15 protein-coding genes are annotated in these 12423 nt (G+C 72.9%); 7 read left to right on the top strand and 8 right to left on the bottom strand.

All coding sequences use genetic code 11. From position 1 onward, the window contains the following. From IE317_RS44890 to IE317_RS37745, 4 genes are all read left to right on the top strand, one after another. On the top strand, window positions 1-84 hold an 84-nt coding region (locus IE317_RS44890; protein ID WP_229903133.1), incomplete at its 5' end, for a hypothetical protein. Beyond that, entirely contained in the window at window positions 84-266 is a 183-nt protein-coding gene (locus IE317_RS37735) for a hypothetical protein (RefSeq protein WP_191316156.1), read from the top strand. The genes IE317_RS44890 and IE317_RS37735, both read left to right, overlap by 1 nt. A 127-nt stretch (window positions 267-393) precedes the next feature. Beyond that, window positions 394-1971 carry a glucuronyl esterase domain-containing protein gene (locus IE317_RS37740; protein WP_229903129.1) on the top strand — a complete coding sequence of 526 codons (1578 nt, stop codon included), beginning with the start codon at window positions 394-396 and terminating at the stop codon, window positions 1969-1971. 53 nt (window positions 1972-2024) lie between these two features. Then, window positions 2025-2378 carry a VOC family protein gene (locus tag IE317_RS37745; protein WP_191316157.1) on the top strand — a complete coding sequence of 118 codons (354 nt, stop codon included), beginning with the start codon at window positions 2025-2027 and terminating at the stop codon, window positions 2376-2378. Here IE317_RS37745 and IE317_RS37750 read toward each other — a convergent pair. From IE317_RS37750 to IE317_RS37775, 6 genes are read right to left on the bottom strand one after another with little or no spacing between them, the layout of a single operon-like run. Next, a complete protein-coding gene (locus tag IE317_RS37750; RefSeq protein ID WP_191316158.1) occupies window positions 2375-3376 on the bottom strand; it encodes a proline racemase family protein in 1002 nt (333 codons plus the stop codon). The genes IE317_RS37745 and IE317_RS37750 overlap by 4 nt on opposite strands. Beyond that, window positions 3377-4288: a dihydrodipicolinate synthase family protein gene (locus IE317_RS37755; RefSeq protein ID WP_191316159.1), complete on the bottom strand. Its 912-nt coding sequence runs from the start codon at window positions 4286-4288 to the stop codon at window positions 3377-3379. It lies immediately after the preceding gene. Beyond that, on the bottom strand, window positions 4285-5568 hold the full coding sequence (locus IE317_RS37760; protein WP_191316160.1) for an FAD-dependent oxidoreductase: 1284 nt from the start codon (window positions 5566-5568) through the stop codon (window positions 4285-4287). The genes IE317_RS37755 and IE317_RS37760 overlap by 4 nt, the downstream gene beginning before the upstream one ends. Continuing rightward, complete coding sequence (locus IE317_RS37765) at window positions 5565-5828, bottom strand: (2Fe-2S)-binding protein (protein ID WP_191316161.1); 264 nt, start codon at window positions 5826-5828, stop codon at window positions 5565-5567. The genes IE317_RS37760 and IE317_RS37765 overlap by 4 nt, the downstream gene beginning before the upstream one ends. Beyond that, window positions 5825-6991 carry an NAD(P)/FAD-dependent oxidoreductase gene (locus IE317_RS37770; RefSeq protein WP_191316162.1) on the bottom strand — a complete coding sequence of 389 codons (1167 nt, stop codon included), beginning with the start codon at window positions 6989-6991 and terminating at the stop codon, window positions 5825-5827. Before IE317_RS37770 ends, IE317_RS37765 begins: the two co-directional genes overlap by 4 nt. Window positions 6992-7042: 51 nt before the next feature. Then, window positions 7043-7657 carry a helix-turn-helix domain-containing protein gene (locus IE317_RS37775; protein WP_191316163.1) on the bottom strand — a complete coding sequence of 205 codons (615 nt, stop codon included), beginning with the start codon at window positions 7655-7657 and terminating at the stop codon, window positions 7043-7045. Between the two features lie 64 nt (window positions 7658-7721). Between IE317_RS37775 and IE317_RS37780 the strand changes: the two genes are divergently transcribed. Beyond that, window positions 7722-8726, top strand: a complete 1005-nt coding sequence (locus IE317_RS37780) for a methyltransferase (protein WP_191316164.1) — start codon at window positions 7722-7724, stop codon at window positions 8724-8726. Window positions 8727-8800: 74 nt separating this feature from the next. On the opposite strand, the gene IE317_RS37785 is transcribed toward IE317_RS37780, so the two are convergent. Together IE317_RS37785 and IE317_RS37790 are read right to left on the bottom strand one after the other, a co-directional pair. After that, window positions 8801-9100 carry a DUF1540 domain-containing protein gene (locus IE317_RS37785; RefSeq protein WP_191316165.1) on the bottom strand — a complete coding sequence of 100 codons (300 nt, stop codon included), beginning with the start codon at window positions 9098-9100 and terminating at the stop codon, window positions 8801-8803. Between the two features lie 113 nt (window positions 9101-9213). After that, window positions 9214-11229 carry a phosphocholine-specific phospholipase C gene (locus tag IE317_RS37790; RefSeq protein ID WP_191316166.1) on the bottom strand — a complete coding sequence of 672 codons (2016 nt, stop codon included), beginning with the start codon at window positions 11227-11229 and terminating at the stop codon, window positions 9214-9216. A gap of 176 nt (window positions 11230-11405) precedes the next feature. Here IE317_RS37790 and IE317_RS37795 point away from each other — a divergent pair, with 176 nt between their 5' ends. Together IE317_RS37795 and IE317_RS37800 are read left to right on the top strand one after the other, a co-directional pair. Next, window positions 11406-11942, top strand: coding sequence for a MarR family winged helix-turn-helix transcriptional regulator (locus IE317_RS37795; protein ID WP_191316167.1), 537 nt, complete (start codon window positions 11406-11408; stop codon window positions 11940-11942). Further along, complete coding sequence (locus tag IE317_RS37800) at window positions 11939-12337, top strand: hypothetical protein (protein ID WP_191316168.1); 399 nt, start codon at window positions 11939-11941, stop codon at window positions 12335-12337. The genes IE317_RS37795 and IE317_RS37800 overlap by 4 nt, the downstream gene beginning before the upstream one ends. Window positions 12338-12423: the final 86 nt, after the last annotated feature.

Below are 12423 nucleotides of genomic sequence, written 5' to 3' on the forward strand. Positions count from 1 at the left end.
GTCTCCGCCTACTACTCCGCCGCCGTCCTCGTCCCCGACGCCCTCGCCGTCCTCGAAAGCGCCGAGATCGGCCGGGAGGGATGATGCCCGAGCCCGTGACCCCGCCCCGCCCGCCCGACGCACCCGGCCGGCCGCCGGCGTTGCCCGCCTCGGCGTTCGGGCCGACCGGGCTCGGCACGGCCGCCGCCCGGATCGTGCCGCGGACCGGCGGCGCCCGCCCGCCCGAACCGCCGCGCCGTCCGAGCGCCACCGAAAACGCACACTGAACCGCGGAATCCGAAACTTTCGAAATCACCGGCATTTCGAAAGTTTCGGTCCCGGCTCCCTTCTTGACGACGAAAACGAAACGGTCCTACCGTTTTCACATTCGTTTCACCGGAAGGGAGCACCCCCGTGCCCGGTTCCCGGATCCGCCCTGCCCTCGTGCTGCTGATGGCCACCCTGCTCGCCGTGACCGGAATGGTCACGGCGGCCTCCGGCGCCGCCGCGGCGGTCGAAGACGACGGCGCCGACTGCCCGGTTTCACTGCCCGGCTCGTTTCCCTCGACGGCCAAACTTCCCGATCCCTTCAAGAAGATCGACGGCACCCGGATCACCTCGAAGTCCGACTGGCGGTGCCGCCGCGAAGAGATCAGGAAACTGGCGGAACGGACGATCTACGGCCAGAAACCGGCGAAGCCCGCCACGGTCACCGGAACCGTATCGGCCACGAACATCACCGTCAACGTCAGCGAAAACGGCCGCAGCGCCAGTTTTTCCGCGGGCGTGCAGCTGCCGAGCGGAACCGGGCCGTTCCCGGCCGTCTTCGTGGTCGGCGGATTCGGTGCGGACACCGCCACGATCCGGGCCTCCGGCGCCGCCGTGATCAGCTACGACCCGCTGGCCGTCGGCAAGGAAGGAACGCCGCGGAACAACAAACAAGGGGCGTTCTACAGCATTTACGGCTCGTCCAGCAGCACCGGGCTGCTCGCCGCGTGGGCGTGGGGCGTGAGCCGGATCATCGACGTCCTCGAGCGGTCGGGCGGGCAGGTGCTCAAGGCGGACGCGCTGGGCGTCACGGGGTGTTCGCGGTACGGCAAGAGCGCCTTCGCGATCGGCGTGCTGGACCAGCGCATCGCGCTGACCATGCCGATCGAATCCGGCACCGCCGGCGTCCCGGCCCTGCGCGCGATCCCCGGGGAAAGCGGGTCGCAGGGGCTGAGCAACGCCTACGGGGAACAGCCGTGGTTCGGCGACGCGTTCAGCGCCTACACCGGCAATCCGGCCGGGCTGCCGGTGGACACGCACGAACTGGTCGGCATGGTCGCGCCGCGCGGGCTCTTCATCATGGAGAACCCGCACATCGACTGGCTGGCCGCGCGCTCCGGCAGCGTCGCGGCGCTGGCCGGCGCGGAGGTGTACCAGGCGCTCGGCGCGGGCGGCAACATCACCTACTGGTCCGACGTGCAGGACGGCACCCACTGCGCGTCCCGGCCCGAATGGCGGACACCACTGCAGCAGAACATCCAGAAGTTCCTGCTGAAGACCGGCAGCGCGCCCGGAGTGTTCCGGATTTCGGCGAAGAAGGCGGGCAACCTCGCCGAGTGGCGCGACTGGACGACACCCACCCTGACCGACGGCCCGGGCACGACCACGCCCACCACCCCGACCACCCCCACGACTCCTACCACGCCCTCGGGTGGCGCCTGCACGGCGGCGGTCTCGGTGAACCAGTGGACGGGCGGGTTCGTGACGACGATCCGCGTCACGGCCGGAGCGGCCCCGATCACCGGCTGGACGGTGGCGGCGGACCTCCCGACGGGAGCGGCGATCACCTCGGCGTGGAACGCGGGCCGCAGCGGCGACACGGGCGCGGTCCGCTTCACGAACACCGGCTTCAACGGCGCGCTGGCCGCGGGCCAGTCGACGGAATTCGGTTACCAGGGCACGGGAACGGGCACCGGCACGACGGCCACCTGCATCACCGGTTAGGGGCTGCCGCGTGTCAGCCGCCCCACCGGCACCCTGGCTGGCAGGATCGGCGCATGGAACGTGTGCTCGGCATCGGTGGGTACTTCATCCGCGCCACCGACCCCGCCGCCCTCGCCGCCTGGTACCGCGACTGCCTCGGGCTCGACACCGACGAAAACGGCCTCTGGCAGCAGGAACCCGGGCCCACCGTCTTCGCGCCGTTCGAGGCCGGGACCGGTTACTTCGGCTCCGAGACCCAGCAGACCATGCTCAACTTCCGGGTCCGCGACCTCGACGCCATGCTCGAGCAGCTCCGCGCCCGCGGCGCGGACGTCGCCGACGAGGTGCAGGACATGGCCGGGGTCGGGCGCTTCGGCTGGGTCACTGATCCCGAAGGCCACCGGATCGAGCTCTGGCAGCCCGCCTAGAGCACGAACCCCGCCGGGAACGGGTCGTCCGGGTCGAGCAGGTACGTCGCCGTGCCGGTGATCCACGCCCGGCCGGAGAACTCCGGCACCACCGCCGGCACGCCACCCACCTCGGTCTCGGCGACCAGCTCACCGGTGAACGTCGTGCCGATGAACGAAGAATTCTCGAACGGCGTGTGCAGCGGCAGCTCACCGCGGGCGTGCAGCTGGGCCATCCGGGCGGACGTCCCGGTGCCGCACGGCGACCGATCGAACCAGCCCGGATGGATCGCCATCGCGTTCCGCGACGCCCGCGCGTCCGACCCCGGCGCCAAGAACTGGACGTGCTTGCACCCGCCGATCAGCGGGTCCTCCGGGTGCTTCGGCGGCCGCTGCTCGTTGATCGCGCCCATGATCGCCAGCCCCGCGGCCAGGATCCGGTCCTTCTCCGCCCGGTCGAACGGGATGTCCACAGAGGACAAGTCCAGGATCGCGTAGAAATTTCCGCCGTACGCGAGGTCGTAGCGGACCGAGCCCAGGCCCGGCACGGAAACCTCGGCGTCGCGCTCGGCGAGGAACGACGCCACATTGCGCAGCTTGACCCGAGTCGCGTGCCCGTCCCGGACCGACACCTCCGCGTGCACCAGCCCGGCCGGGGTGTCCAGGCGCACCACCGTCGTCGGCTCGGTCACCTCCACCATGCCCGTCTCCACCAGTACCGTGGCGACCCCGATCGTGCCGTGGCCGCACATCGGCAGGCAGCCGGACACCTCGATGTACACCACGCCCCAGTCGGCGTCCTCGCGGCAGGGCGGCTGCAGGATCGCCCCGCTCATCGCCGCATGGCCGCGCGGTTCGTTCATCAGGAACTGCCGCAGGTGATCCAGGTGCGCCATGAAGTGGCGGCGGCGCTCGGCCATCGTGGCACCGGGAATCGGGGCGACGCCGCCGGTCACCACCCGGGTCGGCATGCCCTCGGTGTGCGAGTCGACCGCCGTGATCGCGCGCGACGCCCGCATCTACGCCACCCCCAGCGCCGCGAGCGCGCGACCCATGTCCGCGCGGACCTGCTCGCGGTGGACGTCCGAAAGCGGACCCCGCGGCGGACGGCACGGCCCGCCGCGGCGGCCGACCAGGTCCATCCCGAACTTGATGGCCTGGACGAACTCGGTGCGCGAGTCCCAGCGGAACGCGGCCACCAGCGGTTCGTACAGCGCCCTGGCCTCCTCGAGCTTGCCCGCCGTGGCGAGCTCGTACAGCCGCGCCGACTCGGCCGGGAACACGTTGGGGAACCCGGCGAACCACCCGGTCGCACCCATCAGCAGGCTTTCCAGGACGACGTCGTCGGCGCCGGAGATCACCGCCAGGCCGGGTGCGCGCTCGCGGATCTCCAGCACGCGGCGGACGTCACCGGAGAACTCCTTGACGGCCACGACGTTGTCGATCTGCGCGATCTCGGCCAGCAGGTCCGGCGTGAGGTCGACCTTCGTGTCGAACGGGTTGTTGTAGACCATCACCGGCAGGCCTGCCGACGCCACCGCCTCGAAGTGGGCGAGCACCTCGCCGCGGTTGGCGCGGTAGAGCGTCGGCGGCAGGCAGAGCACGCCGTGCGCGCCGTCCTCGGCCGCCGCCTCGGCCCAGTACCGCGCCTGGTGCGCGCCGGGGCCGTGGACGCCGACGACGACGATCCCGTCCGTGCCGACGGCCTCGATCGCGGTGCGGGCGACGCGGCGGCGTTCGTCGTCGGTGAGCGAGGAGTACTCGCCGAGGGAACCGTTCGGGCCGACCCCGCGGCAGCCGTTCGCGACGAGCCACCGGCAGTGCTCGGCGTAGGCGTCGTAGTCGACGGCCAGCCCGGCCGGGGCGGTGTCGTCGGCCCGGTAGGGCAACGCGGCGGCGACGACCACGCCCCCGAGGTCGCGGGTGTTCATGGGAGCTCCTTCGGTTCGGCGAGCTCGCCCAGGCGGATCGGCTGGGCGATCGGACGGTGGTGGCGTTCGGCGCCGCCGCAGAGGTCCGCGACGGCGAGGCCGCACATCCGGCCCTGGCACGGACCGAGCCCGGCGCGGGTGCCGAGCTTGAGCGCGTGCGGGCCGGGTGCGGCCGGGTCCGCGGCGGCGGTCTTCAGGTCGCCGTAGCTGGTTTCCTCGCACCGGCAGACGATCGTGTCTTCGCGCAGCCAGCCGGGCCACGCCGCGCCGATCGGGTGGGCGGCGGCCAGGCGGCGGGCGAAGGCACGGGCGTGGTCGCGCCGCTCGAGCAGGGCGCGGCCCGGCGTCCTCCCGGCGGCGGCCCACCCGGCGACCGCGCCTTCCGCCGCGGCGGCGACCGAGCCGCCGATCCCGGTGAGCTCCCCCGCGGCGAACACGCCGGCGACGCTGGTGCGCTGGTCGTCGCCGACCCGGACGAACCCGCCGTCGAGGGCGCAGCCGGCCGCCACGGCCAGTTCGGGCTGCGGCACGAAGCCGTGTCCGACGCAGAGCGCGTCGATCGCGTAGGTGCGTTCGGTGCCGGGGACGACCGACCAGTCCGCGCGCACGCGAGCGGTGACGGCTTCGCGGACCCGGTCGTCACCGCGGGCCTCGATCACCGCCCGGCCCATGCGGTAGGGGACGCGGTGCCGGGCCAGCGTGCCGGCGTGACGAACCAGTTCGGTCATCTTGCCGACGTGGGCGGCCGCGTGCCAGGACCATCCCTGGAGGACAGTGCGGGCCGGGTTCGCCTCCAGGACGCCGAGGACCTCGGCGCCGACGTCCACCAGGGACTCGGCGACCGGCAGCAGGAACGGCCCGGCTCCGGCGACGAGCACCCGCCGCCCGACGGCGACCCGCTCCCCCTTGGCCAGTGCCTGCGCGGCGCCCGCGGTGAACACGCCGGGCAGCTGCCAGCCGGGGAACGGCAGGACGCGGTCGTGTGCGCCGGTGGCCAGGACCAGCGCGTCGGGTTCGAGGGTGCGGCGACGGCGGTGCGTCCCGTCGGCCGGGCCGCGCAGGACGTGCACCCGCCGGCCTTCCACGGCCCAGACAGTGCTTTCCGGCCACCACGCGCACCGGCTCAGCAGCGCCTCGAACCGGTGCGCGGCGCCCCGGTGGAATTGGCCGCCGGGCGCGTCCGCCTGGTCGAGGACGGTGACGTCGGCCCCGGCGGCGAGCGCGTGCTCGGCGGCCGCGAGCCCGGCGGGCCCGGCACCGACGATGACGACGTGCGTCACGCGCGCTCCTCCCGCGTCTGGGTCCGGATCTCGTCGCCGTCGGCGGCGCGGCGGCGGCAGGCACGCACGTCGGCGACGCCGTTGACGGTGAGCAGGCAGTCGAAGCAGGCACCGATGCCGCAGAAGACCCCGCGCGGCGCGCCGGACCGCGTGGTCCGCCAGGACAGCCACCCGGCGGCGAGCAGCACGCCGGCGACGGTCTGCCCGGCGAGCCCGGTGACGGTTTCGCCGTCGACGGTGATTTCGATCGGCTCGCTCACGCCAGCACCGCCGGACGGTCCACGGTGAACTCCTCCACCGGCATCGACGGGGTCGCGCCCGTCAGCAGTTCCCGCAGCAAGCGAGCCGTCCCGGTGCTCAGGCCGATGCCCGCGCCTTCGTGGCCGGTCGCGTGCCACAGGCCGGCGAGCCTCGGGTCCTCGCCCAGCACCGGCAGGTGGTCGTCCACATACGGGCGGAAACCGCCGTACGCGCGCATCACCGCGGCGTCGGCCAGTGCCGGGAAGAGCCGGACCGCCTTGGCCGCGATCGCGCCCAGCACGTGCGGCCGGAGCGTGTCGTCGAAGCCCACGCGGCGGCGGGACGAGCCGATCAGCACCGTGCCGCCCCAGGTCGACTCCACCACCGCCGAGGTCTGCAGCTCGCCGCTGCCCGTGCCGACCGCGCCGACGTAGTCCGCGTCGTACACCTTGTGCCGCACTATGCCCGGCATCGGCGTGGTCACCAGGACCTCGCCGCGGCGGGGCCGGACCGCGATCGGCGCGCCCAGCCGGGCCGACACCGGCCCCGACCACGGGCCCGCCGCGTTCACCACCACGTCCGCCTCGACCACTTCGCCGGCCACGCGGACCCCGGTGATCCGGCCGTCCCGGACCCGGGCGCCGGTGACTTCGGCGCCGGTGCGCAGCCGGGCGCCGTAGCGCAGTGCCGAACCCAGCAGGGCCAGCGCGGCGCCGGCCGGCTGCACCTGGGCGTCCTCCGGGTAGCGGACGGCGGCGGTCACGTCGCGGGTCAGCGCGGGTTCGGCCGCCGCGACGTCCGCCGCGGAGAGCCGCTGGGTGCGCACGCCGGCGGTGCGTTGCGCCTCGGCGAACGCGACGAGCGCGCCGGCTCCGGCCTCGGTGGTGGCCACGACGATGCCGCCCTTCGGGTCGAACTCCGTCGCGGCGGCCGCCCGCGGGTCGTGTTCGGCGATCTCGGCCACCAGCCGCGGCCAGAGCCGGGCCGACAGCTGCGCGAGCGCGAGCTCGGCGCCCGGACCCTTGTCGGAGACCAGCAGGTTGCCTTCCCCGTGCGAAGTGGTGCCGCCCGCGGGACGGCCGCGGTCGAGGACCAGGACGTCGAAACCCGCCAGGGCGAGTTCCCGGGCGCACGCCGCACCGACGATCCCGGCGCCGATCACCACCACTCGCGTTCGGTTCATCGACCCTCCAGCGTTCGGTATAGCGAACGATAGGTCTCGATCCGGATCGCGTCAATCGGCCAGGACGGGGTGCGGCTCGCCGTCGAGCCGTTCGCCCGCGCGGTACTGCAGCAGGAGCACCGACTGCACGGGGCCGTCCGGGGCGGTGTAGCGGTGCGGCTCGCCGGCGTCGAACGCGACGTAGTCGCCGGGCCCGAGTTCCACGGTCCGGCCGGCCACCTCGACGCACAGCCGGCCGGCCTGCACGACGGTGTGCTCGACGCCGACGTGCCCCTGCGAGCGCTGCGGCGCGTCCCCGCGGACGAGCTGGTCGTAGACCTCGAAGACGCTGTTCTCGGCCTCGATCCGGCGCAGCGGCCGCAGGTCGACGCCCTCGCCGCGGAGGACTTCGACCTCGGCGGCCCGCACCACGGTCAGCCCTCCGCGCGGCCGGTGGTCGAGCAGGTCGGAGATGGCGACCTCGAGGACCCGCGACAGGCTGAACACGGTCTCGATGGTCGGGTTGCCGGTGCCGCCTTCGAGCTGCGACAGCGTCGCCTTGCCGATGCCAGAGCGCCGGGACAGCTCGGACAGCGACAGGCCGCGTGCCGCCCGCGCCGCGCGGAGGTTGACCGCCAGCATGTCGCGGATCGACGGACCGCCGTCATCGTTCGGTAAAGCGTCCATCAGCGACGCCTTTCGTTCGGTTTGCCGATCGCCATGATGCCACGCTCTCGCTAGTCTCGACCCGGTGAAGCAGTCGATCCTCGCGCTGGCCGACCTGGCCACGCCCATGGCCGTCCGGGTGGCGGCGACACTCGGTCTCGCGGAACACGGAGAAGCGACGGCCGCCGAGCTCGCCGCCGCCACGGGCGCGTCCGCACCGGCGCTGACCTGCCTGCTGGACCACCTCGTCACGGCCGGGGTCTTCGCGTGCGACGCGGAGTCCGGCCGCTACCGGCCCACCGAGCTGGGGGCGCAGCTGCGCACGGACGGCGCCAAGCTGCTGCTCGACATCCACGCCGCGGGTGGCCGTGCGGAGCTGGCGTTCGCCGACCTCCTGGGCACGATCACCACCGGCAGGCCGGCCTACGAACAGCGGTACGGCCGGGACTTCTGGGCGGACATCGACGCCGACCCACGGCTGCGGCGGACGTTCGACGCCCAGATGAACTGGCGGTTCCGGACGCAGGCGCCGCAGATCGCCGCGCGGTTCGGCTGGGGGCGGTTCCCCCGGATCGTCGACGTCGGCGGCGGGGACGGCGTCGTGCTCGCGGAGATCCTGCGCGCGCACCCGGCGGTGCGCGGCGAGGTGCTGGACTTGGCCCCGTCGGCCGCCGCGGCGGCGGCCCGGTTCGCGGCGGACGGGCTCGGCGACCGGGCGAGCGCGGTGGCGGGCAGCTTCTTCGACCCGTTGCCACCCGGAGCGGACGCGTACGTGCTGTCCGACATCCTCCACGACTGGGACGACGACCACGCCCGCACCATCCTGACCGGCTGCCGCCGCGCGGCGGGTGCGCACGGCACGGTGGTGGTGATCGAGCCCCTGCGCCGGGCCGCGGGCACGGCGATGGACCTGTTCATGCTGATGTGCTTCGGCGGCCGCGAGAGGACGGCGGCCGAGCTGACCGCCCTGGCGCAGGAGTGCGGCCTGGTCCTGCGCGGCACGACGGAGGTGGCCGAGGGCCGAACGGCCCTTGAGTTCGGCCCTGCCCCGGAGCCCGCCCGACTGCCCCTACCGCACCCAGGCTCGTGAGTGAGAAACAGTGTTGGAACACTGTTTCTCACTCACGACCTGCCGCGCAGGGCACTCGACCGGGCCGGCCGGTGCTACCTCGTCGTGTACGTGAGGCAGTTCGCCGCGTGGCCGCCGTCGCCGGGGCCGACGCGGATGTTGTCCGCCGTGCACTCCAGGGACGAGTTGTGCCGGCAGTCCGTCCGCGAACACGCGCCGACCTGGGCCACGACCCGGTCCAAGCCGCCCTTCGTGTTCAACGGGACGAACGTGCCGCAGTCCGCCGACCCGTTGCCGCCGCCGACGGTGATCGCGAAGGCGTGGCAGCCGTCGTGGTTGTAGGAACAGCCGCTGACCGTGCACTCGTGCACGGCAGGCATCTCGGTGGTGGTCATCCGCACTCCTGGTTCCGTGGTGGGAAAACAGTCGGTTCCCCGACCGTCCCACCCGGAACCGGGAGCCGCAACGGACGCCACCACGGCCGGGTGACAAACGCCCCCGATCGAGCTCAGCCGGTGAGCGTGTTCGGGTCGCTCGTGCTCGGCCGCCCGGTCTCGACGTGCCCCGCGAGGCGGCGCAGGAAGCGCGGATCGCGGTCCGACACGATCGAGACGTCGTACCAGTGGCCGCTGCGCCGCGTGTCCACCACCTCGACCACCCGCGCGCCCGGCTTCAGCTGCCGCGACGTCGACCGGCCGGTGTACGCGTCGGTCAGCGTGAGCCGCACCGGGGCCGGGCCGCTGTTGGTCAGGACGAGCGCCAGGTTGCCGCTGCGCCCCTCCGGCCGGGCGCTCACCTCCGGCCCGGCCGAACCGCCCCGGAACTGCCGGAGGAACCCGTTCGGCCCGTGCGCGGTGTAGTCGTACCCCCCGGCAACCGGCAGCGTGGCGGCGAGGGAGCAGCCCGCGCCCGCGGTGTACGTCCGCGGCTCGCCACCCGGAGAGGTGACGTAGAAGGTCGCGCCCGCCCGGCCCTGGTTGACGAACGTCAGGTCCAGCGCGGCCCCCACCCGGGCGTCGGTGGCGAGGTCGTAAGGCAGCGCCCGCGCCGGCCGCAGCCCCGGCTCCTGCTTTGGCAGCACGGCCTTCGCCGGGACGGCGGGCACGTAGTCCGGGTGCCGGTTGCGGTCCGGCGGGAGGTACTCCGCGGTGTCCGGCAGGGCGGGCACCCGCGCGTCGGGCCGGGCGAAGTCGAACGCCGAGGTCAGGTCTCCGCAGACCGAGCGGCGCCAGGCCGTGATGTTCGGCTCGTGCACGCCGAAGCGCCGTTCGATGAACCGGATGATGGAGGTGTGGTCGAACGTCTCCGAGCAGACGTAGCCGCCCTTGCTCCACGGCGACACCACGAGCATCGGCACGCGCTGGCCGAGTCCGTACGGGCCGGCCGGGTTCGCCGCCGAGCCAGCGAAGATCTCGCCCGCGGTGTCCACAGTGGACTGTCCGGCCGTCGCGTACGGCGGGACGACGTGGTCGAAGAAACCGTCGTTCTCGTCGTAGGTGATGAACAGCGCGGTCTTGCTCCACACGTCCGGGTTCGCGGTGAGCGCGTCGAGGACCTGCGCGATGTACCAGGCGCCGTAGTTCACCGGCCAGTTCGGGTGCTCGCAGAACGCTTCGGGCGCGGTGATCCACGAAACCTGGGGCAGGCGACCGGTTTTGACGTCGGCGCGCAGCCGGTCGAAGTAGCCCTCGCCCGCCTTGGCGTTCGTGCCGGTGCGGGCCTTCTCGTAGAGGGCGTCGCCGGGCTTGGCGGTGCGGTAGGAGTTGAAGTACAGCAGCGAGTTGTCGCCGTAGTTGCCGCGGTAGGCGTCGTCGATCCAGCCCCAGCCGCCGGCGGCGTCGAGGCCGTCGCCGATGTCCTGGTAGATCTTCCACGACACCCCGGCCTGCTCCAGGCGCTCGGGGTAGGTCGTCCAGGAATAGCCCTTTTCGTCGTTGCCGAGGACGGGGCCGCCGCCCTGGCCGTCGTTGCCCGTGTACCCGGTCCACATGTAGTAGCGGTTCGGGTCGGTCGAGCCCATGAACGAGCAGTGGTAGGCGTCGCAGATGGTGAACGAGTCGGCGAGGGCGTAGTGGAACGGGATGTCCTCGCGGGTCAGGTACGCCATGGTGGTCGAGCCCTTCGCGGGCACCCACTTGTCGTACTTGCCGCCGTTCCACGCCGCGTGCGTGTCGTTCCAGCCGTGCGGGAGGTCCTGGATGAACTGCAGGCCCAGGTTGTCCGCATCAGGGCGGAACGGCAGGATGTCGCGCTTGCCGTCGGACTGGGCCCAGACCGACTTGCCGTTCGCCGACGTCACCGGCCGCGGGTCGCCGAAGCCGCGGACCCCGCGCAGCGTGCCGAAGTAGTGGTCGAACGACCGGTTCTCCTGCATCAGCACCACGATGTGCTCGACGTCCCGCAGCGTCCCGGTCCGGTGGAACGCGGGGATCTCCGCGGCACGGGCGATGCTGGTGGACAGCGCGGAAAGGGCGGCGGTACCGCCGGCCAGCTGCAGAAAACGTCGTCGGTTGACGTCCGTCATGGGGACTCCGGGGGTGTCGTGGTGGCGAGCCGGGTCAGTATGGGTGGCAGAAAGCGAACCTGTCCCGGGACCGAGGCTAACGCCGGGCGAAAGCCTGGTTAACGCCCGCGAGCGGACAGGCCCCGGACAGAGTGTTGACAGAGATACGGAAGTACGTACTAATGTAGTGCTTCACTATGAATGACGTACTCAACTTCGCCCGGGACGAGGAAGGCCGGCTCTACTCCCCCGAGGTCCGCAGCGCTCTGGCCGGGTTCACGCTCGGCGAAGACACCGGCGTGATGGAGGCCGCGGCCGCCGTCCGCACCGCCGCGCGCAGTCTCGAGGGGCTGCGCTCGCGGGGCACCGACAACCGCGGCCTGAGCCCCGGCGCCCTCGACATCCTGATCCGGCTCGCCGGCGGCGCCGCGAACATCAAGGACCTCGCCGGCTCCGCCGGGGTGAGCTCCCGGAACGTGACCGGCCTGGTCGACACCCTGGAACGCGCCGGGCTCGCCGAGCGCGTCCCCGACACGCGTGACCGGCGGTCGGTGCAGGTCCGGATCACCGCGGACGGCCGGACCTGGCTGGAGGAGTTCCGGCGGCCGTCGCAGCTGGCCATGGCCGCGCTCTTCCGGGGGTTCACCGCCGCCGAAACCGCCCAGCTGCGGCACCTGTGCCTGCGGCTGGCCGAAAACCAGTACCACCTCGCCCGCCACCTGGAGGACCGATGACCGCACAGACCCGGGAAACCGTGCAGGCCTACCACCGAGCCCGCTTCGACGGCGACGCGACCGCCGCGGCCGCGCAGCTGGCCGGCACGTTCACCTTCCGCAGCCCGCTGATCGAGTCGGCCGACGCCCGCGGCCACCTCGACGGGCTGGCGGGATTCGTCGGGATCGTCACCGGGGTCGAGCTGATCAGCGAACTCTACGGCGACACCGAGGCCACGCTGGTCTACGACGTCCACACCGCCACCCCGGTCGGCGTGCAGCACACCGCGGAGCACTTCCGCCTGCGCGACGGGAAGATCGAGGCCATCAGCCTGATCTTCGACGCGACGCGCTGGCACCCGCTGATGGCGGCGGTGGCCCGCCCGGCTGCCGGGGTTGTGGAGACCACGGACTGAGCTCGAACACCGGGTCGGCACCGCCGGGCCCGGTGCACCCGGGGCGCGGTGCGGCAACCGCGCGGACGTCGCCTGCGGGATTCCGG

Source organism: Amycolatopsis bullii (assembly GCF_014654205.1).
In the GTDB taxonomy this organism is placed as follows: domain Bacteria; phylum Actinomycetota; class Actinomycetes; order Mycobacteriales; family Pseudonocardiaceae; genus Amycolatopsis; species Amycolatopsis plumensis.